At 62.2% G+C, this 24,080-nt stretch carries 24 protein-coding genes; 15 read left to right on the top strand and 9 right to left on the bottom strand.

Annotation, left to right across the window (positions count from 1 at the left end):
• Positions 1 to 2: 2 nt before the first annotated feature.
• The 3 genes from AAC077_RS16645 to AAC077_RS16635 form a co-directional block, all read right to left on the bottom strand.
• Positions 3 to 1,226 (bottom strand): glycosyl transferase, encoded by a 1,224-nt coding sequence (locus tag AAC077_RS16645; protein WP_339771839.1) that lies wholly within the window; start codon positions 1,224 to 1,226, stop codon positions 3 to 5.
• Positions 1,227 to 1,241: 15 nt separating this feature from the next.
• The gene (locus tag AAC077_RS16640; RefSeq protein WP_339771837.1) at positions 1,242 to 2,024 is read right to left on the bottom strand and encodes an HAD-IIB family hydrolase; all 783 of its coding nucleotides are present in this window, start codon (positions 2,022 to 2,024) and stop codon (positions 1,242 to 1,244) included.
• 71 nt (positions 2,025 to 2,095) lie between these two features.
• Positions 2,096 to 2,968: a MurR/RpiR family transcriptional regulator gene (locus AAC077_RS16635; protein ID WP_339771834.1), complete on the bottom strand. Its 873-nt coding sequence runs from the start codon at positions 2,966 to 2,968 to the stop codon at positions 2,096 to 2,098.
• Positions 2,969 to 3,084: 116 nt separating this feature from the next.
• Between AAC077_RS16635 and AAC077_RS16630 the strand changes: the two genes are divergently transcribed.
• The 12 genes from AAC077_RS16630 to AAC077_RS16575 all read left to right on the top strand — a co-directional run bounded on the left by AAC077_RS16630 (position 3,085) and on the right by AAC077_RS16575 (position 17,510).
• Positions 3,085 to 3,858, top strand: a complete 774-nt coding sequence (locus tag AAC077_RS16630; RefSeq protein WP_339771832.1) for an N-formylglutamate amidohydrolase — start codon at positions 3,085 to 3,087, stop codon at positions 3,856 to 3,858.
• Positions 3,846 to 4,415, top strand: a complete 570-nt coding sequence (locus tag AAC077_RS16625; RefSeq protein WP_339771829.1) for a TRAP transporter small permease subunit — start codon at positions 3,846 to 3,848, stop codon at positions 4,413 to 4,415. The genes AAC077_RS16630 and AAC077_RS16625 overlap by 13 nt, the downstream gene beginning before the upstream one ends.
• Positions 4,415 to 5,740, top strand: coding sequence for a TRAP transporter large permease subunit (locus AAC077_RS16620; RefSeq protein ID WP_339771826.1), 1,326 nt, complete (start codon positions 4,415 to 4,417; stop codon positions 5,738 to 5,740). Before AAC077_RS16625 ends, AAC077_RS16620 begins: the two co-directional genes overlap by 1 nt.
• Positions 5,741 to 5,788: 48 nt before the next feature.
• The gene (locus AAC077_RS16615) at positions 5,789 to 6,826 is read left to right on the top strand and encodes a TRAP transporter substrate-binding protein (protein WP_028955184.1); all 1,038 of its coding nucleotides are present in this window, start codon (positions 5,789 to 5,791) and stop codon (positions 6,824 to 6,826) included.
• 77 nt (positions 6,827 to 6,903) lie between these two features.
• Positions 6,904 to 8,268 carry a glutamine synthetase family protein gene (locus tag AAC077_RS16610; RefSeq protein ID WP_339771822.1) on the top strand — a complete coding sequence of 455 codons (1,365 nt, stop codon included), beginning with the start codon at positions 6,904 to 6,906 and terminating at the stop codon, positions 8,266 to 8,268.
• A 2-nt stretch (positions 8,269 to 8,270) separates the two neighbouring features.
• The gene (locus AAC077_RS16605) at positions 8,271 to 9,641 is read left to right on the top strand and encodes an aldehyde dehydrogenase family protein (protein ID WP_339771820.1); all 1,371 of its coding nucleotides are present in this window, start codon (positions 8,271 to 8,273) and stop codon (positions 9,639 to 9,641) included.
• Between the two features lie 4 nt (positions 9,642 to 9,645).
• The gene (locus AAC077_RS16600; RefSeq protein ID WP_339771818.1) at positions 9,646 to 10,794 is read left to right on the top strand and encodes an iron-containing alcohol dehydrogenase; all 1,149 of its coding nucleotides are present in this window, start codon (positions 9,646 to 9,648) and stop codon (positions 10,792 to 10,794) included.
• Positions 10,795 to 10,908: 114 nt separating this feature from the next.
• Complete coding sequence (locus tag AAC077_RS16595) at positions 10,909 to 12,054, top strand: lytic murein transglycosylase (protein ID WP_339771815.1); 1,146 nt, start codon at positions 10,909 to 10,911, stop codon at positions 12,052 to 12,054.
• 120 nt (positions 12,055 to 12,174) lie between these two features.
• A complete protein-coding gene (gene aspS, locus AAC077_RS16590) occupies positions 12,175 to 14,025 on the top strand; it encodes an aspartate--tRNA ligase (RefSeq protein WP_339771812.1) in 1,851 nt (616 codons plus the stop codon).
• A gap of 109 nt (positions 14,026 to 14,134) precedes the next feature.
• Positions 14,135 to 15,520, top strand: a complete 1,386-nt coding sequence (locus tag AAC077_RS16585; protein WP_339771809.1) for a DUF1800 domain-containing protein — start codon at positions 14,135 to 14,137, stop codon at positions 15,518 to 15,520.
• Positions 15,521 to 15,531: 11 nt separating this feature from the next.
• Entirely contained in the window at positions 15,532 to 16,734 is a 1,203-nt protein-coding gene (locus tag AAC077_RS16580; protein WP_339771807.1) for a DUF1501 domain-containing protein, read from the top strand.
• 50 nt (positions 16,735 to 16,784) lie between these two features.
• Positions 16,785 to 17,510, top strand: coding sequence for a GNAT family protein (locus tag AAC077_RS16575; RefSeq protein ID WP_339771803.1), 726 nt, complete (start codon positions 16,785 to 16,787; stop codon positions 17,508 to 17,510).
• Between the two features lie 42 nt (positions 17,511 to 17,552).
• Here the strand turns inward: AAC077_RS16575 and AAC077_RS16570 are convergent, their stop codons facing one another.
• Positions 17,553 to 18,272, bottom strand: a complete 720-nt coding sequence (locus AAC077_RS16570) for a response regulator (RefSeq protein WP_339771800.1) — start codon at positions 18,270 to 18,272, stop codon at positions 17,553 to 17,555.
• A gap of 138 nt (positions 18,273 to 18,410) precedes the next feature.
• Between AAC077_RS16570 and mce the strand changes: the two genes are divergently transcribed.
• Positions 18,411 to 18,815 carry a methylmalonyl-CoA epimerase gene (gene mce / locus AAC077_RS16565; protein WP_339771798.1) on the top strand — a complete coding sequence of 135 codons (405 nt, stop codon included), beginning with the start codon at positions 18,411 to 18,413 and terminating at the stop codon, positions 18,813 to 18,815.
• Positions 18,815 to 19,111, top strand: coding sequence for a DUF1467 family protein (locus AAC077_RS16560; protein WP_339771795.1), 297 nt, complete (start codon positions 18,815 to 18,817; stop codon positions 19,109 to 19,111). The genes mce and AAC077_RS16560 overlap by 1 nt, the downstream gene beginning before the upstream one ends.
• Here the strand turns inward: AAC077_RS16560 and AAC077_RS16555 are convergent.
• From AAC077_RS16555 to trpS, 5 genes are all read right to left on the bottom strand, one after another.
• Positions 19,041 to 19,781: an EI24 domain-containing protein gene (locus tag AAC077_RS16555; protein ID WP_339771793.1), complete on the bottom strand. Its 741-nt coding sequence runs from the start codon at positions 19,779 to 19,781 to the stop codon at positions 19,041 to 19,043. The genes AAC077_RS16560 and AAC077_RS16555 overlap by 71 nt on opposite strands.
• Entirely contained in the window at positions 19,778 to 20,356 is a 579-nt protein-coding gene (locus tag AAC077_RS16550) for a nitroreductase (protein WP_339771790.1), read from the bottom strand. Before AAC077_RS16550 ends, AAC077_RS16555 begins: the two co-directional genes overlap by 4 nt.
• A gap of 73 nt (positions 20,357 to 20,429) precedes the next feature.
• Entirely contained in the window at positions 20,430 to 21,536 is a 1,107-nt protein-coding gene (locus AAC077_RS16545; protein WP_339771787.1) for a class II histone deacetylase, read from the bottom strand.
• 74 nt (positions 21,537 to 21,610) lie between these two features.
• On the bottom strand, positions 21,611 to 22,096 hold the full coding sequence (locus tag AAC077_RS16540) for a VOC family protein (RefSeq protein WP_339771784.1): 486 nt from the start codon (positions 22,094 to 22,096) through the stop codon (positions 21,611 to 21,613).
• A gap of 153 nt (positions 22,097 to 22,249) precedes the next feature.
• Positions 22,250 to 23,278 carry a tryptophan--tRNA ligase gene (trpS, locus tag AAC077_RS16535; RefSeq protein WP_339771781.1) on the bottom strand — a complete coding sequence of 343 codons (1,029 nt, stop codon included), beginning with the start codon at positions 23,276 to 23,278 and terminating at the stop codon, positions 22,250 to 22,252.
• A 73-nt stretch (positions 23,279 to 23,351) separates the two neighbouring features.
• Here trpS and AAC077_RS16530 point away from each other — a divergent pair, with 73 nt between their 5' ends.
• Complete coding sequence (locus tag AAC077_RS16530; protein WP_339771779.1) at positions 23,352 to 24,032, top strand: rhomboid family intramembrane serine protease; 681 nt, start codon at positions 23,352 to 23,354, stop codon at positions 24,030 to 24,032.
• Positions 24,033 to 24,080 lie beyond the last annotated feature (48 nt).

The raw sequence follows: 24,080 nt of genomic DNA, 5'->3' as shown, positions 1-24,080 counted from the left end.
CGCTAAGCTGAAAATTCCTTTTCATCCGCGACAGCCGCCGCCCGCAAATCGGTCAAAAAGCCTGCATCGGCTGCGTGAACGCGATTCCACGTCGGGATGAAAGGCGTCTCGTGCGGGTTGTCCAGAAACGTCTGGCCAGCCCGCATGATGTTTTCTGCGAACAACTCGATCGCCTGTTCTTCCTTGTGCCGGTCAATGGTCAGCCCGTTCATCTGCGCATCGGTGTAATAGGCCTCAAGCAGGTCCAGCGCGCAGCGGTAATAGGTCGCTTTCAGCGTGCGGAAAACGTTCGGGGTAAACACCGTGCCGTCAGCGGCCAGCTTGCGGAAGATGGCCTTGCAGATGTCTGTGGACATACGGCTCAGGCCCGCGCTGGCGTCTTCGGGGCTCAGGTCCTGGTGCTTGTGGTCGTAGTTGTCGGCAATCTCGACCTGGCAGACCGCCTTGGGCGCCAGATTGCGCCAGGCTTCGGACAGCACCCCGATCTCCAGCCCCCAGTCGGACGGAATGCGCAGATCGGGCAATATGCTGGTGCGCATGGCAAATTCACCCGACAGCGGATAGCGGAAGCTGCGCAGGTAATCCAGATAGTCGCGGTCACCCACAACTTTTTTCAGTGCAATCAGCAGCGGGCTGACCAGCAGACGGGTCACACGCCCGTTCAGCTTGCCTTGACCCACGCGCGAATAAAACCCTTTGGCCACCTGATAGGGAAAGGTCGGGTTTGCCACCGGATAGACCAGCCGCGCCAGCATTTCGTTGGTGTAGGTGACGATGTCGCAATCGTGGATCGCCATGACCGAACTGTCCTCGCAGCCGATCAGATAGCCCAGCGACGACCAAACGTTCTTGCCCTTGCCTTGCTCCATCGGCGCAAGCCCCAGCGCATCCAGCCGTTCGCCAAGGGCTTTCATCCGGGGGCTGTCGTTCCAGATCACGATGTGGTTCTGGTTCAACCCTTTGAAAAACTGCTGGGCGTGGCGAAACTGTGCCTCGTCTGCGCGGTCCAGTCCGATGATGATGCGGTGCAGGTATGTGACCTTGGACAATTCGCCCAGGATCAGCGGCATCGCGTCGGTTTCCAGTTCGGAATACAGGCAGGGCAGGATCAACGAGATTTTGCGCGACTGGGCAAAGGTCTCAAGCTCATAGGTCATTTCATCCAAAGAACGCGTTCGCAAATTGTGCAGCGTCGCCACGTTCCCGTTCTGGTGAAAATCTGTCATGGGTGGCGTCCTTGTTCAGGGGGTCAATCGGTCAACGAAATCCAGTACCGCGCGGTTCCAGCCTTCGGGGCCGGGCAGGGTGGTGCGCGTGATGCGCCCCGCGCTTTCGGTGTCCAGCGGGGGCAGGGGCGCACGGTGCGGGTTGGCTATGATCACGCCGTGATCGGCGGTTTGCAGCATCTCGATGTCGTTCGGCGCATCACCCAGGGCCAATGTGACCTGTGGGCGGTATGTGGCGATGATCTGGGCCATCCGGTCCGCTTTTGTCTGGCCAAAGGACAACGTCAGAAACCGGCCGCCTTCGCGGGCCGTTAGGCCGTGCTGCTTCAGAGCCTGAAGAAACGCGGTGCGCTGGGCGTCCGTGCCGTGCCACAGCCCCGGTTCGGAAAAGGCGCGCGTCCTGGCGTTCTGCGCGTCGGCGGGTGGCAGGCCGGTGATGTCCGCAACGCCCGCAGCATCCAGATCGCCAAAGCCCGTGAACAGTCCGCGCAGCTCTTCGGGCAGTTGGTTCAACGCGGACCGCAGGCGCAGATACTCGGTGTTGGCTGGCGTGTCCGTCGCATGTGCATCCAGCACGCCCGCGCCGTTTTCAACGATGGCGGGCCAGTCTTCCAACCCCATCTGTGCGCGCAATCCGATGATTTCAGGCGCTGTTTTGCTACTGGCCAGCACCACACCCGCACCGATGTTGCGCAGGTGCGCCAACGCAGGGCGCGCGGCATCCCAGCGGTACGTATCATGCGAAATCAACGTCCCGTCGAGATCGCTAAAGACAAGAAGAGGAAGCGGTTGCAGCATTTGAAATCAGTCTGCGGGCTGCACGGCGGGGCTGCAACCCGGGACAGCACAGATGCCTGATTTTTAGGCGGTCAGGTGAATTTGCGGAACAGCTTGGTCTGGTCGAACATCGATTCCAGCTCTTCCATGCGTCCCTTGGTGTCGTCCCAGCGCAGGTTTTGCACCGCAGAAATCATCGTTTCGGTCAACAACAGGGTCGTAGCCGCCGAATCCCACGCCGACGGCACCACGATGCGGCTGCTAAAGCTGATGTCGGCCAGCTGATGCACGGGCGATCGCCATTGATCCGTGAACAGGATGATCCTGGCTCCTTGGGCATGGGCCATCTCGGCCAGTTTCAGGGTGTTGTTCTCGTAACGGCGCACGTCGAAGATCACGAACACATCGCCGGGTTTCACATCCAGCAGATAGTGCGGCCAGGCGTTCGACGTGGATTGCACGTGGGTGATGTTGGGGCGGATCACCTGCATGTGCAAAAACAGATATTCCGCCAGCGTGTGGGTCACCCGTCCGCCGACAATATACAGGTGATGCGCCGGATCACCGACCAAAGCGCATGCTTTATCAAAGGCTTGGGGGTCAATCTGGCCCAGCGTGTGCCGGATGTTGTCGATCACGGCGTCGGTAAAGGTGTTCAGGATATGCCCCGACGGTGCGCTGTCGGCCCATGTGTCGTGCTTGGCAATCGGCCCTTTGACCTTGGCGCGCAGTTCCTCGCGCAGTTCGGCCTGAAATTCGGCATAGCCTTTGAACCCCAGCTTTTGCACCATCCGCGCGACTGTGGGGCCGGACACGTTGGCATCCAACGCCAGTTCGGTCAGCGGCCCCAGCCCCGAGATCGGGTAGTTTTCCAGGATGGAATGGGCCAGTTGCCGTTCGGCACGGGTCAGATCGTCCAGCTTTTGCTGGATGCGGTCGGAAATCGTAAGCGCATCTGAGGACACGGGGCGCCTCCTGTTTGATCGAAAAATTTTCACATCCGTTGCGGCTGACGGATATTTTAACAATTCTGTTGACAGATGGCCGTCGAGGCAAGCACTTTGTGAATGCAGGAGGTGCCATGACGGACGCAAACGCAGATCAGATGGGGGTCGCACAGACGATCAATTCCACAGGCGCTTCGCCTGTTGTTCTGGTCTGTGAACATGCGTCGTCCTTCATTCCCGCAGCTTTGGATGGGCTGGGACTGTCCGACGCGGCCAAGGTCAGCCATGCCGCATGGGACCCCGGCGCGCTGGCTGTGGCGCAGCGGATGGCCCAACGGCTTGATGCCGTGTTGGTGGCCAGTTGCGTGTCGCGGCTGGTGTATGATTGCAACCGCCCGCCCGAGGCACCGGGGGCGATGCCCGCCAAAAGCGAAATCTTTGATGTGCCCGGCAATGCGGCCCTGACCACCGTTCAGCGCGCGGCCCGGGCGGCGACATATTATGTACCGTTTCGCGACCTTCTTGTACAAACTGTTGCAGCCAGACCGGCGCCGGTGCTGGTCACCATCCACAGCTTTACCCCCGTTTACAACGGTGCGCCCCGCGCGGTCGAGATTGGCGTTCTGCATGACACCGATACGCGTCTGGCCGATGCGATGCTGGACCTTGCCCCTGCGCACACCTCGGCCGACGTGCAGCGCAACGCGCCCTATGGGCCCGGCGACGGCGTAACGCATACGTTGCAGGTGCACGGCACGGCGCACGGCCATCCGAACGTGATGATCGAAGTGCGCAACGACCTGATCCAGACCGAAGAACAGCAGGCGCAGATGGGCGACATGTTGGCGGAATGGCTGGCTGATGCCTGCACGAAACTCAACGCGGGGGATGTTGTATGCAGGGCGTGATGCGTGGGTTTATTCGTGGCGTTGATACGGTCAACTACCGTCTGGGCCGTATCATGATGTATGGCATTTTCGCGTTGATGGGCGTGCTGTTGTGGTCGTCAGTCAACAAGGTGTTTTTCCTGCCGTCGCTTTGGACGCTGGAAATGGCCCAGTTCATTATGGTCGGTTACTACATTCTGGGCGGGCCTTATTCGATGCAGATGGGCGACCATGTGCGCATGGATTTGCTGTATGGCGACTGGTCGGTCCGCAAAAAGGCATGGGTCGATCTGTTCACTGTCCTGCTGCTGATCTTCTACCTTGTGGTCCTGCTTTACGGTGCCATCAGCTCGACCGCCTATTCGCTGGGCTACTGGAAGACCGAACCGCTGAGCTATCTGTTCGGCGTTGTCACCGGCACCGAGGAAATCGGTCGGCTTGAACAATCGTCGTCCGCGTGGCGACCCTATCTGTGGCCCGTCAAAGTCGTGATGATCGTGGGCTTTTTCCTGATGATTTTGCAGTGCTTGTCCGAGCTTTGCAAAGATGTGTTGCGGCTGAAGGGCCATGAGATCTGATGTCATATGAATTGATCGCCACCCTGATGTTCTCGACGATGATGCTGATGCTGATGACAGGTCAGCGCGTGTTCGGTGCCATCGGTTTTGTCGCTGTCGTCGCGGCCCTGCTGCTGTGGGGCGACAAGGGCGGGTATGACATCGGGTTTTCCGCCGCGATGAAGCTGATGAAATGGTATCCGTTGCTGACGCTGCCGATGTTCATTTTCATGGGCTACGTTCTGTCGGAATCGAAGATCGCCGATGACCTGTACAAGATGTTTCACGTCTGGATGGGCGGCCTGCGCGGCGGTCTGGCGGTGGGGACCATCGGGCTGATGGTGCTGATTTCCGCGATGAACGGGCTGAGCGTGGCGGGCATGGCCATCGGTGCCACCATCGCGCTGCCGGAACTGCTGAAACGGGGGTACGACAAACGCATGGTCACCGGCGTGATTCAGGCGGGGTCGTCGCTGGGCATTCTGGTGCCGCCGTCGGTCGTGCTGGTGCTGTATGCAATGATCGCGCGGCAACCGGTGGGCCAGCTTTGGCTGGCGGGGGTGATCCCGGGGCTGATGATGGCGGCGATGTTCATTGCCTACATCACCATCCGCTGCTGGCTGAACCCGTCGCTCGGCCCGGTGCTAAGCGCCGAGGAACGCGCGATGCCGCGCCGCGAAAAGCTGGCGTTGTTGCGGGCGGGGCTGCTGCCGGTGGTGATCTTTGCGGTGATGATGTTCCCCTTTGTCAAAGGCTGGACATCGCTGGTGGAAAGCTCGGCCATCGGAGCGATTGCGGCCTTTGTGGCGGCCATCCTCAAGGGGCGTATGACCCGCGAAGTGTTCGAAAATTCGGTCCGCAAGACGCTGGGCATCACCTGCATGTTCATGTGGATCATTCTGGCGGCACTGGCCTTTGGCGCGGTGTTCGACGGGCTGGGCGCGGTCAAGGCGATCGAGAACCTGTTCACCGAGCGGCTGAACCTGAGCCCGTGGGTGATCCTGATCCTGATGCAGCTTAGCTTTATCATCATGGGGACGTTTCTGGACGACACGGCCATGCTGGTGATCGTAGCACCGCTGTATGTGCCGCTGGTGGGCGCGCTGGGTTTTGATCTGGTGTGGTACGGTATCCTTTATACGATCACCTGCCAGATCGCATATATGACGCCGCCCTTTGGCTATAACCTGTTCCTGATGCGGGCCATGGCCCCGCCCGAGATCACACTGCGCGACATCTACGGGTCCATCGCGCCCTTTGTTCTGGTCATGGTGGGGGCGCTGGTGATGGTGATGGCCTTTCCCCAGATCGCCCTGTGGCTGCCGGGTTACGTCTACGCAAACTGATAACAGACACCGCAAACGGTGCACCCCAACTTAACAAGGAGAAACGACATGACGACGAGACGCAATTTCATCCGCACCGCAGCCCTTGGCGGCGCGGCCAGCCTTGCGGCCCCTGCCATCGTCCGGGCGCAGGACACCATCAAGTGGCGGTTTCAGACCTATGCCGGCGCCGCGCTGGGCGAACATGTGACCAAGCCGGTCATTGACTACATCAACACCGCCGCGAACGGCGAGCTTGAGATCGAGCTGTTCTATGCCGACCAGATCGTCCCCACCGGCGAGCTGTTCCAGGCCCTGCAACGTGGCACCATCGACGCCGTGCATTCGGACGACGACAGCATGGCATCGCCCACGCCCTTGCAGCAGTTCGGCGGTTATTTCCCGCTGGCCACCAAACATTCGCTGGATGTGCCGGTGCTGTTCAACCAATACGGTCTGGCCGACATCTGGCGCGAGGAATACGCCAAGGTCGGCGTGACATGGCTGTCGGCGGCGGGGCAAGACCCGTGCAACTTCAACACCAAGAAAGAGGTCACATCGCTGGCCGATCTGGACGGGCTGAAGCTGTACACCTTCCCCACAGCGGGCCGTTTCCTGACTCAGTTCGGTGTTGTGCCGGTGTCGATCCCCTACGAAGACGCCGAAGTCGCGGTTCAGACGGGCGAGCTGGACGGTATGGCGTGGTCCGGCATCACCGAGGATTACACCGTCGGTTGGGCCAACGTGACCGACTATTTCCTGACCAACAACATCTCGGGCGCATGGATCGGGTCGTTCTTTGTCAACGAAGGCCGCTGGGCGGATCTGCCCGAGCATCTGAAAGCCATCGTGATGGCGGGCATCGAGGCGGGTCACACCTATCGCAACCAATGGTATTGGGGCGGCGAGGCGTCGCTGCGCGCCAAGGGCGACAAGCTGCAACTGCGTTCGATCCCGCAAGAGGAATGGAAAGTCGTCGAAGACGCGGCCAAGGTCTTCTGGGACGAGGTGGCCCAAGAGGGCGAAGTGAACGCCAAGATCGTCCAGATTTTCCGCGATTATAACGACGTGATCGACAAGGCGGGCCCGCCCTACAGCTTCGGCTAAGCCTTTCTGTCCCACAAATACATGCGGGCGGCCTTTCGGGTCGCCCGCCACACGCACTTTAACCACAGGACACCGACATGCCCGGCAACCTTAGCTTTGATGACCTGAAATCCCGCGTCACTGACGGCAGCATCGACACGGTGCTGGCCTGTTTTGTGGACATGCAGGGCCGTTTGATGGGCAAGCGGTTTCATGCGGTCAACTTCGTGGAAACCTCGTTTAAAGAGACCCATTGCTGCAACTATCTGCTGGCGACCGACCTTGAGATGGCGACACCGGATGGCTATGCCTCGACCAGTTGGGAAACGGGATATGGCGACTATGTCATGGCCCCCGACCTGACCACGCTGCGCGCTGTGCCGTGGCTGGAAGGCACTGCACTGGTGCTGTGCGATGTGCTGGACCATCACACCCACGCCCCCGTGCCCCATGACCCACGCGCGATCCTGAAAAAGCAGGTGGCGCGGCTGCGCGATCTGGGTTTTGACGCGAAGATGGCCACCGAGCTGGAGTTTTTCCTGTTCGAGAAAAGCCTGGACGAAATCCGCGCTGGCGGCTTTCGCGATCTGACGCCGATCAGCGGCTACAACGAAGATTACAATATCTTCCAGACCACCAAGGAAGAAGGCGTGATGCGCCCGATCCGCAACCATCTGTACGCAGCAGGCCTGCCCATCGAGAACTCCAAGGGCGAGGCCGAGGCCGGGCAGGAAGAGCTGAACATTCGCTATGCCCCGGCACTGGACTGCGCCGATCACCACAGCATTGCGAAACATGCGATCAAGGAAATCGCCTGGCAAAACGGTCGCGCGGCGTCGTTCCTGCCCAAGTGGCACAAGGACCGCGTCGGCAGTTCCAGCCACGTGCACCAATCGCTGTGGCAGGGTGAGACGCCCGCGTTTTTCGACAAGGACGCCGATCTGGGCATGTCCGACCTGATGAAAAACTATATGGCCGGGCTGATCGCCTATGCGCCGGATTACACGTTTTTCCTGGCGCCTTACGTGAACAGCTACAAACGCTTTGCCAAAGGCACCTTTGCCCCCACCAAAACCGTCTGGTCCATCGACAACCGCACGGCCGGTTTCCGTCTGTGCGGGGCCGACACCAAGGGCGTGCGGGTCGAATGCCGGATCGGTGGCTCGGACCTGAACCCCTATCTTGCGCAGGCCGCGATGCTGGCCGCAGGGATCAAGGGGATCGAGGACAAGATGAAACTGTCGCCGCCCACCACCGGCGACGTGTACGAAGACGCCAAGGCCGCCGACATTCCGCAGACCCTGCGGGCGGCGACCGAGACCTTGCGGAAATCCGCTTTCCTTCGGGATGCGTTCGGGGACGATGTGATTGACCATTACACCCGATGCGCCGAATGGGAGCAGGAAGAATTTGACCGCGTCGTGACCGATTGGGAAATCGCGCGCGGATTTGAAAGGGCCTGACCATGATTACCTGTATTTCGCCGATCGACGGATCGGTCTACGCCGAGCGCACGCCGCTGGGCGCATCCGACGCTGCGGCTGCTGTTGCGCGTGCCCGCAACGCCCAAGCCGCATGGGCTGCGCGCCCGCTGGCCGAACGCATTGCCTTGGTCCAGGACGGCGTGGCCCGTGTGGGGGCGATGAATGACGCCATCGTGCCGGAGCTGGCGCACCAGATGGGCCGCCCCGTGCGCTATGGCGGGGAATTCGGCGGCTTTAACGAACGCGCCACCTATATGGCCGACATCGCGCAGGACGCGCTGGCCGATCTGGTGATCGAGGACAGCGACAAATTCCGCCGCGTGATCAAACGGGTGCCGCATGGCGTCGTGCTGGTCGTGGCGCCGTGGAACTATCCCTATATGACGGCGATCAACACTGTCGCGCCTGCGCTGATCGCGGGCAACGCCGTGATGCTGAAACACGCGAGCCAGACGCCGCTGGTCGGTGAGCGTATGGCCGAAGCGTTCCACGCGGCCGGTATCCCCGACGACGTGTTCCAGAACGTGTTTCTGGACCACCAGACCACATCGGACCTGATCGCGGCGAAATCCTTTGGCTTCGTCAACTTCACCGGATCGGTCGGCGGGGGCCGCGCGATTGAAACGGCTGCCGCTGGCACGTTCACCGGCGTCGGGCTGGAGCTGGGCGGCAAAGACCCCGGCTATGTCTGCAATGACGCCGATGTGCAGGCCGCTGCCGATACGCTGATTGACGGCGCGATGTTCAACTCGGGGCAATGCTGTTGCGGGATCGAACGGATCTATGTGGCCGAGGCAGTGTTTGATGATTTTGTCGCCAAGGCGGTCGAGATCGTCAAAGGGTACAAGCTGGGCAATCCGCTGGACCCCGAAACCACCATCGGCCCGATGGCCCACGTGCGGTTCGCCGACACCGTGCGCGAACAGACCGCCGAGGCGATTGCCGCAGGGGCCACGGCCCACATCGACCCCGCAGATTTCCCGCAGGACGGGGGCGCGTACCTGATGCCGCAGATCCTGACGAACGTGACCCACGACATGCGCGTGATGCGCGAGGAAAGCTTTGGCCCCGTGGTCGGCATCATGGCCGTCAAGGACGACGCCGAGGCGATCCGGCTGATGAACGACAGTGACTACGGGCTGACGGCATCCGTCTGGACGCAGGACGCGGCGCGCGCCGAGGCGATTGCCGACCAGATCGAAACCGGCACCGTGTTCATGAACCGCGCCGATTACCTTGATCCGGCGCTGTGCTGGACCGGCTGCAAGGACACCGGTCGCGGCGGCGGTCTGTCGGTCATCGGCTATCACAACCTGACCCGTCCCAAATCCTACCACCTGAAGAAAGCCTGATCCCATGACGCTGACTGCAAACTGGTCCTACCCCACCGCAATCCGCTTTGGCGCGGGGCGCATTTCCGAAATCGCCGAGGCTTGCATGGCCGCAGGCATCACCAAGCCGCTGCTGATCACCGATCGCGGGCTGGCGGGCATGGACATCACCCAGCGCACGCTGGACCTGATCGACGCCGCCGGTCTGGGCCGCGCGATGTTTTCCGACGTGGACCCGAACCCGACCGAAGTGAACGCGCAAGCGGGTGTCGCGGTCTACCGCGAGGGCGGCCATGACGGCGTGATCGCCTTTGGCGGTGGCTCGGGCCTGGATCTGGGCAAGGTCGTGGCGTTTCTGGCGGGGCAAAACCGCCCGATCTGGGATTTCGAGGACATCGGCGATTGGTGGACCCGCGCCGATGCCGACGCCATCGCGCCCATCGTCGCCGTGCCCACCACCGCAGGCACCGGGTCCGAAGTGGGCCGCGCGTCGGTTATCACCAATTCGGAAACCGCCGAGAAAAAGATTATCTTCCACCCCAAGATCCTGCCCAGTGTCGTGATCTGCGACCCCGAGCTGACCGTGGGCATGCCGCCGTTTATCACCGCTGGCACCGGACTTGATGCCTTTGCCCACTGCGTCGAAGCGTTCTGTTCGCCGCATTATCACCCGATGAGCCAGGGCATGGCGCTGGAAGGGATGCGGCTGGTCAAGGATTACCTGCCGCGTGCCTACAAGGACGGCACCGACATCGAAGCGCGCGCACAGATGATGTCGGCGGCTGCCATGGGGGCCACCGCGTTTCAAAAGGGTCTGGGCGCGATCCACGCCTTGTCGCACCCCATCGGCGCGATCTACCACACCCACCACGGCACCACGAACGCCGTGTGTATGCCCGCGGTGCTGCAATTTAACCGCCCCGAGATCGAAGCCAAGATCGCACAGGCTGCGCGCTATCTGGACATCGACGGCGGTTTTGACGGGTTCTGCGCCTTTGTCGACGATCTGAATGCGTCGATGGGCATTCCCAAGACGCTGAAGGGTCTGGGTGTTGAAAACCCCGACGTAGACCGCATCGTGGCGGGCGCACTGATCGACCCCAGCACCGGCGGCAATCCGGTGACAATGACCGAAGAAAACACGCGCGAACTGCTGCTGAATATCATCGGCTAAGCCTGCGCCTTGGGCAAAACGCCGCGTACCGCCCGACATGCGGTACGCGGATGATTGCGTGTGTTCACCTTTGCGTTAGGGTGATGCCCAAACAAGAATGGGCAGGGCAGAAAAATGATCATCACACGACGCAATTTCACACTTGCACTGACCGCAGGGCTGGGCCTTGCAAGCTGTGGCACTTCGATGCCGGGCATCCCGTCGGTTGCATCGGGCGGCTTGCCCGATGACCTGCGCCCGGTGCCGAATGCCGGGTGGAGCCAATGGGTCGCATCGTTCCGCGACCGCGCAGGCGCGCAGGGCATTTCCGACAGCACGCTGAATGCCGGCTTTCGTGGCGCGGGCTACCTGCCCGGCGTGGTCAAACGCGACCGCAACCAGACCGAGTTCAGCCGCACGCTGGAAGATTACCTTGCCATCGCGGCATCTGACGAACGCGTCACCAAGGGCCGCGCCGCTTATGCGCGCCACGGCAGCACGCTGAACGCGCTTGAGGCGAAATATGGCGTCGACAGCACTATCATCTGTGCGATCTGGGGGTTGGAAAGCTTTTTTGGCGAGCGTAAGGGCGACGTGCCGGTCGTGTCGGCCACCTCGACGCTGGCCTATGATGGGCGGCGCGGGGAATTCTTTGAAAAGCAACTGGTGGCGGCGCTGAAGATTGTTCAGAACGGCGACATCGCCGCCGACCGTATGGTGGGCAGTTGGGCGGGGGCGATGGGCCACACCCAGTTTATCCCCACATCGTACCAAGCCTTTGCCGTCGATTATACCGGCGATGGCCGCCGCGACATCTGGTCGGCGGACCCCAGCGACGCGCTGGCCTCGACCGCCGCGTACCTGCAACGCAACGGCTGGTCCCGTGGCACCCGCTGGGGCGGCGAGGTGGGCGCAGGCGCGCCTGCGGGCAGTGTGATCACCCCGCAACCGGGCGGCCCAAGCTTTGCCGTCACGTCGAATTTCAACGCGATCAAACGCTACAACAACTCGGACAGCTACGCGATTGGCGTGGGCCATCTGGCTGACCGCATCGGCGGCGCAGGGCCGTTGCGCGGATCCTTCCCGCCCGATGCCAACGGGTTGACCAAGGATGACCGTATGGCATTGCAACGTAAACTGACCGCCGCAGGCTTTGACACCGACGGGGCCGACGGCGTTCTGGGCCCGAAAAGCAAGGCCGCGATCAGCGCCTATCAGTCCAGCCGCGGGATGGCGGCCACCGGCGTGCCCTCGCAAGAATTGCTGCGATCGCTGGGCTAGACCCCACAAAACGTCCCTGTCGCGCGGATTTCCCCCGCGCGACGGCCCGCGCGGCTTGACTTCCCACCCTATGGGCGGTGTATCTGCCCCGATCATCAGCCCAGAGAGCGGGAGCCTATTATGCACGCCTATCGCAGCCACACCTGCGCCGAACTGACCGCCGCCGACGTCGGCAAAACCGTCCGCCTGTCCGGTTGGGTCAATCGCGTGCGCGATCACGGGGGCATCCTGTTTGTCGACCTGCGCGACCACTACGGCGTGACGCAGGTTCTGTGCGACCCCGACAGCGCCGCCTTTGCCGACGTGGAAAAGCTGCGCAGCGAATGGTGCGTGCGCATCGACGGCGAAGTGAAGGCGCGCGCGCCCGAACTGGTCAACGCCAAGATCCCCACCGGCGAGATCGAAGTGTTCGTGCGCGCGGTCGAAGTGCTGGGCCCCGCTGCTGAGCTGCCGTTGATGGTGTTTGGCGATCAGGAATACCCCGAGGAAACCCGCCTGAAATACCGCTATCTGGACCTGCGCCGCGAAAAGATGCAGGCCAACATGAAGCTGCGCTCGGACGTTGTTGCCTCGATGCGGCGCCGCATGTGGGATGCCAAGTTCCGCGAATACCAAACGCCGATCATCACCGCATCGTCGCCCGAAGGCGCGCGCGACTTCCTGGTGCCCTCGCGTCTGCACCCCGGCAAGTTCTATGCGTTGCCGCAGGCCCCGCAGCAGTTCAAACAGCTTTTGATGGTCTCGGGTTTTGACAAATATTTCCAGATCGCGCCCTGTTTCCGCGACGAAGACCCGCGTGCCGACCGGTCGCCCACCGATTTCTACCAGCTTGACCTTGAGATGAGCTTTGTCACCCAGCAGGACGTGTTCGACACGATCCAGCCCGTGATCGGCGGCATTTTCGAGGAATTCGGCGGCGGGCGCAAAGTCGACCAGACATGGGAGCAGATCAGCTATCGCGATGCGGCCCTGTGGTACGGCAGCGACAAGCCCGACCTGCGCAACCCGATCAAGATGCAGGTCGTGTCCGAGCATTTTGCCGGGTCCGGTTTCGCCATCTTTGCCAAGCTGCTGGAACAGGACGGCACCGAAGTGCGCGCCATTCCCGCGCCCACAGGCGGGTCGCGCAAGTTCTGCGACCGCATGAACGCATTCGCCCAGAAGGAAGGACTGCCCGGCATGGGCTATATCTTCTGGCGCGAGAAAACCGCCGATGCCGTGGCGCAAGAGCTGGGCATTACCGTGAAAGAGGCCCAAGCCAAGCTGAAATCCGGCGAGGTCGAGGGCGGCATGGAGGCGGCCGGCCCGCTGGCCAAGAACATCGGCCCCGAGCGCACCGAAGCCATCCGCCAGCAACTGGGCCTTGGCATGGGCGATGCGGCGTTCTTCCTGGGCGGCAAGCCCAAACAGTTCGAAGCCATCGCGGGCCGTGCCCGCAACATCATCGGTGACGAGCTGGGCCTGACCGACACCAACCGGTTTGCCTTTGCCTGGATCGTCGATTTCCCGATCTATGAAAAAGACGAAACCACCGGCAAGATCGACTTTGAACACAACCCGTTCTCGATGCCTCAGGGCGGCATGGACGCGCTGCAAGGCAATCCGCTGGATGTGTTGGGCTATCAGTATGATCTGGCCTGCAACGGCTATGAGCTGGTGTCCGGTGCCATTCGGAACCACCGCCCCGAGATCATGTTCAAAGCGTTTGAAATCGCGGGCTATGACGAGACTGAAGTGCGCAAACGCTTTGGCGGTATGGTCAACGCCTTCCAATACGGCGCGCCGCCCCACGGTGGCTGTGCCGCAGGTATTGACCGCATTGTGATGCTGCTGGCGAACGAACAGAACATCCGCGAAGTGATCCTGTTCCCGATGAACCAGCGCGCCGAAGATCTGATGATGAATGCGCCGTCAGACCCCACCAGCGACCAGTTGATGGAGCTGGGTCTGCGGGTCATTCCGCAGGACTGATGCATCCTTGGGCGGTCCGCCGCCTGCAATAAAAAAGTGATGGGGCGCGCCGATGCAAATGGGCGCGCCCCTTGCTATATTGCATCCATGATCGGCAAGGGAGTTGTCCGTGCGCGCATTCCAACCTGAGTTTGCAGAGATCCGATTTGGCTGCGGCCTGTCGCCGGTGATCGCCCCCGCAGCGTCGGTCGAGGCGATGCTGGCCGGTATCACCGCCCCCGACGCGATGGCGCAACGCTTTCCCATCGAGCCGTTCAGCATCTTCCGCGAACGAATGGTCGCCAGTGACAAGCTGCGGACCACATTGCGGGCGAACCGGGGTAAACCCGAAGCCAAAGAAGCGCAGAAAGAGCGCAACCTGTTGAAAAAACAGGCCCGTATCGACATGACCCACTGGCTGGGCATGTCCATGCTGCGCCGGACCTATACCGAAACGGGGTTCTTTGAACGTCTGGTGTATTTCTGGGGCGACCATTTCACTGCCACGGGCAAGGCGGGTGTGGTGAAGCGCGCCACGTCACCCTACATCGAAGACGGCATTCGCCCCTTTGTTGGCAGTCGTTTCGCCGATCTGCTGATCAGCGCCGTGACTCATCCGGTCATGCTGCAATTTCTGGATCAGGACCGGTCGATGGGGCCGGGCAGCGAACGGGCGCAGAAACGGGGCAAGACGGCAGGGCTGAACGAAAACCTCGCCCGTGAAGTGATGGAATTGCACACGCTTGGGGTCGATGGCCCCTATACCCAGGACGATGTGCGCCAACTGGCCGAGCTGTTTACCGGCCTGTCGTTTCAGCCCAAACAAGGCGCCAAGTTTCGCAAGGACTATGTCGAGCCGGGGGCCGAAACGGTGCTGGGCGTGACCTATGACGATGCCTATTCGATCAAGCCCGTTCATGCGGTTCTGGAAGACCTTTCCGTGCATCCCGCCACCGCGCGTCACCTGTCGTGGAAACTGGCGGTGCATTTCGTATCCGACACACCCGATCCCGCGCTGATCGACCACGTGACGGCGCGCTATATCGAAACCGAAGGCGACCTGATGCAGGTTTATGCTGCATTGCTGGAACACCCCGCCGCGTGGACGCCCGAGGGCGCGAACATCAAGCCGCCGGTGGAATTCGTAGGCTCGGCCATGCGCGCGCTGGCCGTCGATCCTGCCGTGGTGACCGAGATGCCCGAGAAACGGGTGCGCAATGTGCTGCTGACACCGATGGCGGTGATGGGACAGACCTGGCAAAAGTTTTCCGGCCCCGACGGCTGGCCCGAAGAAGACGACGCATGGCTGACACCCCAAGGGTTGTCGGGCCGTGTCCGTTGGGCGATGGCAGGGCCGGAGATGCTGCGCCCCGATCTGCCGGACCCGCGCGCCTTTGTCGACGCGGCGCTGGGCAGTCTGGCGCCCGAAGATGTAAAATTCGCGGCAGGTGCCGCCGAAAGCAAATCCGAAGCCATCGGCCTGGTGCTGATGTCCCCCGCGTTCCAGCGCCGCTAGGAGTAGCCGCCATGACCGATCTTACGCGCCGCTTTTTTCTGACCCGCTCGGCGGTTCTGGGCTGTTCGCTGGCGGCCAGCCCGCTGTTGACGCCGGTCACCTTTGCCGCGGCCCCTTGGGACACGCGGCTGGTTGTCATCATCCTGCGCGGTGCGATGGACGGGCTGGACGCGGTGCAACCTTATGGCGACGCCAACTATGCGGGCCTGCGCAGCAGTCTTGCGGGCGGTCCGCAGAACGGCGCGATGGATCTGGACGGGTTCTTTGCGCTGCACCCGGCGATGGCGGCACTGGCGCCGATGTGGCAGGCGGGCGAACTGGGCTTTGCCCATGCGGTCAGCACGCCCTACCGCGACAAGCGCAGCCATTTCGACGGGCAGGACGTGCTGGAAGCAGGCACCGACACGCTGCAAGGCGGCGTGCGCGACGGCTGGTTGAACCGGATGCTGCAAGAGGTGCCGGGCGTCGAGGCGGACACCGCCTATGCCATCGGTATGGGTGAAATGCCGATTCTCAAGGGCAAGGCCCCGGTGGCGAACTGGACTCCGGAGGCGACGCTGAGCCTGAGCCCGCAGGCGGAACGGCTGTTGGGCATGATTTCGGAAAGCGATCCGGCGATGCACGCGGCACTGGCCGAGGCGGCGCTGTTGTCAGCGGCGGACGCGCCTGCGATGTCGGGCAATATGGCGCGGGATATGCAGGAAATCCGCAAGGGCGGACAGCACCTGAAAATCGCGGAATTCGCCGCCAAACGCCTGCGTGAAGATGCGCGGGTTGCTTCATTTTCGTTGAACGGCTGGGACACCCACCGCTTTCAGGAACGCGGGTTGAAAGCGGCCTTGGGCGAATTGTCCGACACGCTGGTGCATCTGAAGCAAGAGCTGACCGGCCCTGTCTGGAACAAGACCGCTGTCGTTGCGATGACCGAATTCGGCCGCACGGCGCGCGAGAACGGCACCGGTGGCACCGATCACGGGACCGGCGGGCTGATGGTGATGGCGGGTGGCGCGATCAAGGGGGGCAAGGTTTACGGCGACTGGCCGGGGCTGAGAGAATCGGACTTGTACGAAGGCCGCGACCTGATGCCGACCCGCGATGTGCGCGCCCATGCGGCATGGATCATGCAGGCGATGACCGGACTGGACAAATCGGTACTGGAACGGGTGATTTTCCCCGGTCTCGATATGGGCAGCAATCCAGGGATCGTTTTGTAAGGATCAAATCGCGCTTGGCGGTCGGCTGCGTTCCGCCTATAGATTCGGGTATGAACACACGCCGCTCAGACAGCCCGCAATTCGGCGCTTTGGTGCCAGACTGGACGCCGCCCGCCACGCCCGAAGGGGCCGTGATGACCGGGCGCTATGCTGCCCTTGAACCGCTGAATGCGGATAAACATGCGGCCTTGCTGTTTCGCGCCTACGAGGGCGAGGATCATGTTTGGGATTACCTGCCCTACGGTCCGTTTTCATCGTCGGCGCAGTATCATCGCTGGGTGCACAGCGTGACCGACAAAAGTGATCCGGTGTTTTTTGCCGTGCGCAATCTGGACACCGGCCACTTTGACGGTGTGCTCAGCCTGCTGCGGATTGACCCTGCGGCGGGTTCCATCGAAGTGGGGCACATCAATTTCTCGCCGGCATTGCAACGCACCCCCGTCGCGACCGAGGCGTTGTTTCTGACGATGCAATGGGCGTTCGAGGCAGGCTATCGCCGGTTTGAATGGAAATGCGACGCGCTGAACGTGCCGTCGCGCCGTGCAGGGCAACGGTTGGGGCTTAGCTACGAGGGCACCTTTCGTCAGGCGACGGTCTACAAGGGGCGCAACCGTGACACCGCCTGGTTCGCTGCAATTGACAAGGAATGGCCTGCGTTGAAAGAGGCGTTTCGTGTCTGGCTGGACCCGTCGAACTTTAACGAAGAAGGCCACCAGATCGAACGCCTGTCGGATCTGACAGCGCTGGTGCGCGTGACCAGCGACCCGACGCTGTAAACCCGCGTCACCGCCTACGCCTCTATCCGGTTGTTCGCACGCTCAGATCGCAACCCGTTGGTTCAGGCGGTCCTGCACCAAGCCCGCCAGAACAGCAGCCTCGGACATTGCAGGATGTCCTGCGGCGCGTTTTCGCGCCAAAGCTTCGGCGGCCTGTTGCAAGGGGCTGTCCTTGGCGCTGCGGGCCACGCCGCACAGAAACTGCGCCACATAATCCAGGGTGCGGTCGTCTTCGCGGTCTTCCAGAACATCGGCCACGTGGGCCAGATCATCCTGCAAGGCGATCGGGTCGGGAAACACCTCTTCCATGGACACGCTGCGCGGTCCGTCCGGGCGCCGCTCTTCTGGCAGCAGGGACAGGATCTTGCTTTGGAACAGGCCAAGCGAGGTGATCGGCTTGTCAATAAATCCGTCTGCGCCGGCGGCCATCGCGTCGGCCTGCCCGAAATTGTCGCCAGAGGTGCCAAGTATCACCTCGGGGCGGGGCGACGCGCTGGACAGGGCCTGTATCAGGTCGACGCCGTTGCCATCCGGCAGGCCCAGATCAATGATCACCACTGTCGGGCGGTACACCCGCAGGTGACGTCGCGCGGCGCGCAGGCTGTCGGCGCGGCGAATGCGTGCCCCGCTGCGCAGGCACAACAAACGAAGCGCCTCGCAGGCGAAACGGCTGTCTTCAACGGCCAGAACGGTCAGCCCCAGTAGCGGGCGCGCGGTCGTGGGGGCGGGCAGGTGCGGTTTGAATGGGTCGATGGTGTCCATGACTGCAGTCCTTTGATTGCTTGACTGACGCTAGCGCGACTTGCCTAACAGGCCGTTAACGCGACTGCGGCGGTGCGTCGCTTGCACCCGACAGCCAAGCTGCCCATAACAGCACCAACATCATACGGGAGATTTGCCATGATCGGACGCCTGAACCACGTTGCCATCGCCGTGCCGGACCTGAAGGCCGCGTCAGAGCAATACCGCACCGCGCTGGGCGCCAAGGTTGGCGCGCCGCAGGACGAACCCGACCACGGCGTTACGGTCGTGTTTATCGAACTGCCCAACACCAAGATCGAATTGCTGTACCCCTTGGGCGACAACAGCCCGATTCAGGGGTTTCTCGACAAGAACCCCTCGGGCGGTATCCACCATGTCTGCTACGAGGTCGACGACATCATCGCGGCCCGTGACCATCTGAAAGCCAGCGGCCTGCGGGTTCTGGGTGACGGCGAACCCAAAATTGGCGCGCATGGCAAGCCGGTGATCTTCCTGCATCCCAAGGATATGAACGGCACTCTCACAGAGCTTGAGCAAGTCTGATGGGCCCTGTATCCGGTCTCGTTCTGTTCGCTGTCATCTGGTTCATGACGTTCCTGATCATTCTGCCGATTCGCGTCCAGACCCAAGGGGACATGGGCAAGATCGTGCCCGGCACCCACGCGGGCGCGCCCGAGGTTCACAACCTGAAGAAAAAGGCGTTGATTACCACCGGCGTGGCCGCGGTGATCTGGGCCATCGTCGCAACGATCATTCTGTCCGGGGTGATCACCTTGCGCGATATTGACTGGTTTGACCGGATGAGCCCGCCATCTGCAACCGATGGAACAAATGGGTAAAGGTCGCGGCCCCAAGGATCGGGATCAGCAGGTTGACCAGCGGCACTGACAGCGGGATTGCCATCAGAAATCCGGCGATAAAGATGGTGCCGCTGTGCTGGCTGCGCATGTCGCGGGCACCTTCGCGTCCGATCCGGCGCATGGCGGCAAGGGTGAAATATTCACGACCCAGAAGAAAGCCGTTCAGCGCCCAGAAGACGACCGGTGTCAGGAACGGCATCAGCATCAGCGTCAGGACGAAATAGACGATCAATGCCAGCAGGTTGGCACCGATCAGCACCCCCAGAAAGTTCACCGTATCACGCACCGCGTCGCCAAAGGGCACGTTGATCGCAGACGGCAGGTTGGGATAATGTTCATCCTCAACCGCCTGGGCCACTTCGTCCAGAAACATCGACGTGATGGCCGAGGCGACAGGCACCATCAGGAACACCGACAGGATCAGCATCAAAAACACCGACCCCCAGCTTAGAATGTCGTCCAGCCACGTGATCTCGCCCACAATCGGGGCGTCCACACTGTCAGCCGTCAGCGCATCGACCAGCCACACCAGTCCGGTGGTAAAGGCCACCAACAGCGCGATGGTCAGCCCGACGCCCAACAGCAGCACACGCCGAAAGCGCGGGTCGCCGATCTGGCCCAGGGCGGCGAAAAACGATGCGAAAATCATTCCGACAGCCATGTGGTTTTGGCCGCGATGTCCGGGCGCGGACGGTCGGGCGGGGCGGATGTTTCGGTCCCGATGTGGATCAGCCCCGCGATGCGTTCGTTGTCTTTCAGGCCAAACGCCTCTTGCATGAACACGCGGTCGTGGCTGGGCCAGCCTGACAACCAGTTGGCCCCCCAGCCCGCCGCCAGTGCCGCGTTCAGCAGCGACAGGCACACCGCACCGGCGGAATAGGTTTGTTCCAGCGGCGGGATCTTGGGCGATGGCACATGCACCTCGATCACCGCGATGGCCAGATGGCCCATGTCGAACTGGCTGCGGCCCTTGCCGATCTGTTCGTCGTCCAGCCCCAGCACCTTGCCGCGCGTTTCGGCCAGATCGGCCAGTCGTGGCATCGCGGTCTTTTCGATCACGATGAACCGCCACGGTTCAAGCTTGCCGTGGTCCGGCGTGCGGGCGGCGGCGGTCAGCAATTCTTCCAGTGCGGCGCGGTCAGGGACGGGCGTTGTCAGCGTCTTGGCCGGGCGGCTGCGGCGCGACAGCAGGAAGCTTAGGGCGGCGTGATCAGATTCGGGCATATGTTACGATCTTTTACATTGGTCAGGTTGCATGTCGTCATTGCAAGCGGTGCCGTCAAGGGCCGCCTGCGGATTATAGCCCAAGCTGGTCGGCCATATGGTCAATCTCGGCAATCAGGAACGCATCGAAACGCGGGCCGGGTTGTCGCACTTCGAATGTGATGCCAAAGGGGTCCGACAAGTTGATGGCACTGTCCGACATCGCCTCAATCGCGGCATGGGCGCAGAAGGGGACGTAAACCTCGGAATAGCCGCCTTCGTGGACCAGCACCAGCTTGCCATCGCAGACCTCGGCAGCCAGATCTTTGACCTTGTGGGTCATCTGCCGGTAGGTGTCCGCCGTGGCAATCATCCGTGCCAGCGGGTCAACAGCCGAGGCATCGTAGCCGCTGGCGATGATGATGATGTCGGGGGCAAAGTCGCGGATCGCCGGGATCGCCACGCGGTCCATCGCGTGCAGATACGCCGTGTGCCCCGCACCGGCAGGCAGTGGCAGGTTGATGTTATACCCTTCGCCCGCCCCCTTGCCACGGTCGGCCAGCGCGCCGGTGTCCAGCGGATAGTTGCCCTCTTGGTGGAACGAGATCGTCAGCACGTCGTCGCGGTCATAAAAGATCGCCTCGGTGCCATTGCCGTGATGCACGTCCCAGTCCAGAACGGCGACGCGCCCCGCCAGCCCCTTGGCCTTGGCGGCCTCGATGGCGATGGCAATGTTGGCCATCAGGCAGAAGCCGTTGGGATAATCGGGCAGACAGTGGTGTCCGGGCGGACGGCTGAGGGCATAGGCGTTTTGCACATCCCCCGTCAGGACCGCCTCGACCGCTGCCATCGACAGACCTGCCGACAGGGCTGCCAGCTCATACCCGCCACGGGCGAAGGGCACGCGCAGGCCCAGCTCGCCGCCGCCGTTGTCGGACATCTTTTTGAACGTATCCAGATAGCTTTGCGGATGAACGCGCAGCAACGCCTCGGTCGGCGCTTCGGATGCGGTGCGCACGTCCAGTTCGCCCATCAATCCGGTGACCTGCATCAGGTTGACCAGACGGCGCTTTGTCTCGGGGCTTTCGGGCAGGCCGCCGGCGGCCATCGGCTGTATCAGCCCGCCGACGGGCAGGGTAAAGGCATAGTTGCCGCCCCCGTGCCAGAATGTGCGTTCGTCCCAGAAAAATCCCGTGGTCATATGCTGTCTCCTGTTTGGCCGCAGGGTGGCCGAGACAGAGAGGATTGTCGATGCGCCTGAGCGTAAAATTCGCCTCAGGCGGCTTCGGCCAGCAGGGCGTGAACATCCAGCGGGCTGTTGACCATTTTGAGGTGACCATCGGCGTCACGCGGCCAGTCGGCTGAGTCGCGGTCGCGGTACAGCTCGACACCGTTGCCGTCGGGATCGCGCAGATAGACGGCCTCGGACACACCATGGTCTGCGGCGCCGTCCAGCGGAATGCCGGCCTCGACCACCCGTTTCAGCGCCGCCCCAAGGCTGGCGCGGTCAGGGAACACAAAGGCCGAGTGATACAATCCCGGCGCGCGGTCCGGCGCGGGGCCTGCTCCCTTGGAATGCCATGTGTTCAGACCGATGTGGTGGTGATAGTCGCCCGCCGCAAGAAAGGCCGCCTCGCTGCCATAGCGTTGCGTCAGCGAAAACCCCAGAACATCGCCATAGAATGCAATTGCGCGGTCCAGATCGGACACTTTCAGATGAATATGGCCGACGCGGGTGTCGGCGGGAACTTTGCCGGGCATGGGTGCCTCCTGAGACTGTGGTTGACCTCTAGATAACCTGCGCCATCCCCCCGCAAAAGGCGAGGGCGCGCGCAGGCAGGGTGCGCCAATGCGCAAAGGGCGGATGCCGCTGCACCCGCCCTTTGATACTTTGGATTGTCGTGAAAGGGGGGCTTACGCGCCGACCAGCCCGACGATTTCATAGGTCTTTTTCAGGATCGGCACCGTGATTTCGCGCGCCTGTTCGGCACCGCGTGCCAGAATACGGTCGATTTCCGTGGTGTCGTCCAGCAGCCGCGCCATTTCCGACGAGATCGGCGACAGCTTGGCCACGGCCAGATCGGCCAGCATCGGCTTGAATTCCCCGAACTGCTTGCCGCCCACATCTGCCAGCACCTGATCGACGGTCTGGTTGGTGAAAGCGGCGTAGATGTTGACCAGATTGCGCGCCTCAGGGCGGTCTTCCAGCCCCTTGGCTTCGGACGGCAGGGCGTCGGGGTCGGTCTTGGCCTTGCGGATCTTCTTGGCGATGGTGTCGGCATCATCGGTCAGGTTGATGCGGCTGGCATCCGACGGGTCCGATTTCGACATCTTCTTGGAGCCGTCGCGCAGGGACATCACGCGGGTCGCGGCCCCTTCGATCACCGGTTCAGTCATCGGGAAGAAGTCGACGCCATAGTCGTGGTTGAACTTGGCCGCCACGTCGCGGGTCAGCTCGATATGCTGTTTCTGGTCCTCGCCCACGGGCACGTGGGTCGCATGATAGACCAGAATGTCGGCGGCCATCAGAGCGGGATAGGCGAACAGCCCGAGCGAGGCTTTTTCGGCGTTCTTGCCGGCCTTGTCCTTCCACTGGGTCATGCGCTGCATCCAGCCCATGCGCGCTACGGTGTTGAAAATCCACGCCAGTTGCGCGTGCTCGGGCACGGCGGACTGGTTGAACAGAATGGATTTTTCAGGGTCGACGCCCGAGGCGATAAAGCCTGCGGTCAACTCGCGCGTGTTGTGGCGCAGCTTGTCAGGGTCTTGCCAGACGGTGATCGCGTGCAAGTCGACCATGCAGTAGATGCAGTCGCGGCCTTCGTTCTGCATTTCCGAGAACCGCTTGAGCGCCCCCAGATAGTTGCCAAGTGTCAAACCGCCCGACGGCTGGATGCCGGAGAATACGCGCGGTGTGAATTGCGATGCAGGAGCGTCAGTCATTTGGGTTCCCCTCTGGGCATTCGTGCGTGGCTGGCTTACCCATGCGCCAAAGTCCCGTCAAGGAGAGCCACCGATGCACCCCGATATGCAACCCCCCGTAAACCCGTTGCCGCCCGTCGTCTGGGCGCTGTTCGCCGCCATCATGGGGGTCGAGGCGGTGCTGTCGCTGGGATCGGCGGGCATCATCGGCGGCCCCGGTGCCGTGGGCTGGCGGCTGGCGGCGCTGCGCGATTACGGGTTTTCGGGCATCGCCTTTGACTGGATGGTGGCCAACGGGATTTTCCCGTGGGAACATCTGCTGCGCTTTGTCACCTATCCCTTTGTGCACTCGGGGTTCTCCAGCACGCTGTTTGCGGGCGTGATCCTGTTGGCGCTGGGCAAGCTGGTGGGCGAGGTCATGGGCCAACTGGCGGTGCTAGTGGTGTTCTTCTTTTCGGCCATCTTCGGGGCCGTGGTGTTCGGATTGGTCACCAATGCGCCGTGGTTGATTGGGGCCTTTCCCGCTGTGTACGGTTTGATCGGGGCCTATACGTTTTTGATGTGGCAAAAGCTGGCAGGCACCGGCGGGCAGCAGTTTCAGGCGTTTTCGCTGATTGGTGTTCTGATGGGGCTGCAACTGCTGTTTGGCATCTTCTTCGAAGTGGGCGTCGAATGGGTGGCTGACCTGGCCGGTTTTGTCTGCGGTTTCGTGCTGTCCTTGGTCGTCGTGCCGGGCGGCTGGGCACGCCTGCGGACGATGATCCAGCGCCGCTGACGGTGCTTTGGGGGCGCTGCCCCCGCGCCTTGCGGCGCGCCCCCGGAG

It is taken from the genome of uncultured Pseudosulfitobacter sp. (assembly GCF_963976325.1).
Lineage (GTDB): Bacteria > Pseudomonadota > Alphaproteobacteria > Rhodobacterales > Rhodobacteraceae > Pseudosulfitobacter.
Note: the sequence above shows the minus strand (reverse complement) of the source record. Positions and strands in the feature narration are given on the sequence as shown.

Coding starts and splice junctions, on each gene's coding strand:
- AAC077_RS16645 (WP_339771839.1), bottom strand. CDS start 1,226: ATGACAGATTTTCACCAGAACGGGAACGTGGCGACGCTGCACAATTTG.
- AAC077_RS16640 (WP_339771837.1), bottom strand. CDS start 2,024: ATGCTGCAACCGCTTCCTCTTCTTGTCTTTAGCGATCTCGACGGGACG.
- AAC077_RS16630 (WP_339771832.1), top strand. CDS start 3,085: ATGACGGACGCAAACGCAGATCAGATGGGGGTCGCACAGACGATCAAT.
- AAC077_RS16625 (WP_339771829.1), top strand. CDS start 3,846: ATGCAGGGCGTGATGCGTGGGTTTATTCGTGGCGTTGATACGGTCAAC.
- AAC077_RS16620 (WP_339771826.1), top strand. CDS start 4,415: ATGTCATATGAATTGATCGCCACCCTGATGTTCTCGACGATGATGCTG.
- AAC077_RS16615 (WP_028955184.1), top strand. CDS start 5,789: ATGACGACGAGACGCAATTTCATCCGCACCGCAGCCCTTGGCGGCGCG.
- AAC077_RS16610 (WP_339771822.1), top strand. CDS start 6,904: ATGCCCGGCAACCTTAGCTTTGATGACCTGAAATCCCGCGTCACTGAC.
- AAC077_RS16605 (WP_339771820.1), top strand. CDS start 8,271: ATGATTACCTGTATTTCGCCGATCGACGGATCGGTCTACGCCGAGCGC.
- AAC077_RS16600 (WP_339771818.1), top strand. CDS start 9,646: ATGACGCTGACTGCAAACTGGTCCTACCCCACCGCAATCCGCTTTGGC.
- AAC077_RS16595 (WP_339771815.1), top strand. CDS start 10,909: ATGATCATCACACGACGCAATTTCACACTTGCACTGACCGCAGGGCTG.
- aspS (WP_339771812.1), top strand. CDS start 12,175: ATGCACGCCTATCGCAGCCACACCTGCGCCGAACTGACCGCCGCCGAC.
- AAC077_RS16580 (WP_339771807.1), top strand. CDS start 15,532: ATGACCGATCTTACGCGCCGCTTTTTTCTGACCCGCTCGGCGGTTCTG.
- AAC077_RS16575 (WP_339771803.1), top strand. CDS start 16,785: ATGAACACACGCCGCTCAGACAGCCCGCAATTCGGCGCTTTGGTGCCA.
- AAC077_RS16570 (WP_339771800.1), bottom strand. CDS start 18,272: ATGGACACCATCGACCCATTCAAACCGCACCTGCCCGCCCCCACGACC.
- mce (WP_339771798.1), top strand. CDS start 18,411: ATGATCGGACGCCTGAACCACGTTGCCATCGCCGTGCCGGACCTGAAG.
- AAC077_RS16560 (WP_339771795.1), top strand. CDS start 18,815: ATGGGCCCTGTATCCGGTCTCGTTCTGTTCGCTGTCATCTGGTTCATG.
- AAC077_RS16555 (WP_339771793.1), bottom strand. CDS start 19,781: ATGATTTTCGCATCGTTTTTCGCCGCCCTGGGCCAGATCGGCGACCCG.
- AAC077_RS16550 (WP_339771790.1), bottom strand. CDS start 20,356: ATGCCCGAATCTGATCACGCCGCCCTAAGCTTCCTGCTGTCGCGCCGC.
- AAC077_RS16545 (WP_339771787.1), bottom strand. CDS start 21,536: ATGACCACGGGATTTTTCTGGGACGAACGCACATTCTGGCACGGGGGC.
- AAC077_RS16540 (WP_339771784.1), bottom strand. CDS start 22,096: ATGCCCGGCAAAGTTCCCGCCGACACCCGCGTCGGCCATATTCATCTG.
- trpS (WP_339771781.1), bottom strand. CDS start 23,278: ATGACTGACGCTCCTGCATCGCAATTCACACCGCGCGTATTCTCCGGC.
- AAC077_RS16530 (WP_339771779.1), top strand. CDS start 23,352: ATGCACCCCGATATGCAACCCCCCGTAAACCCGTTGCCGCCCGTCGTC.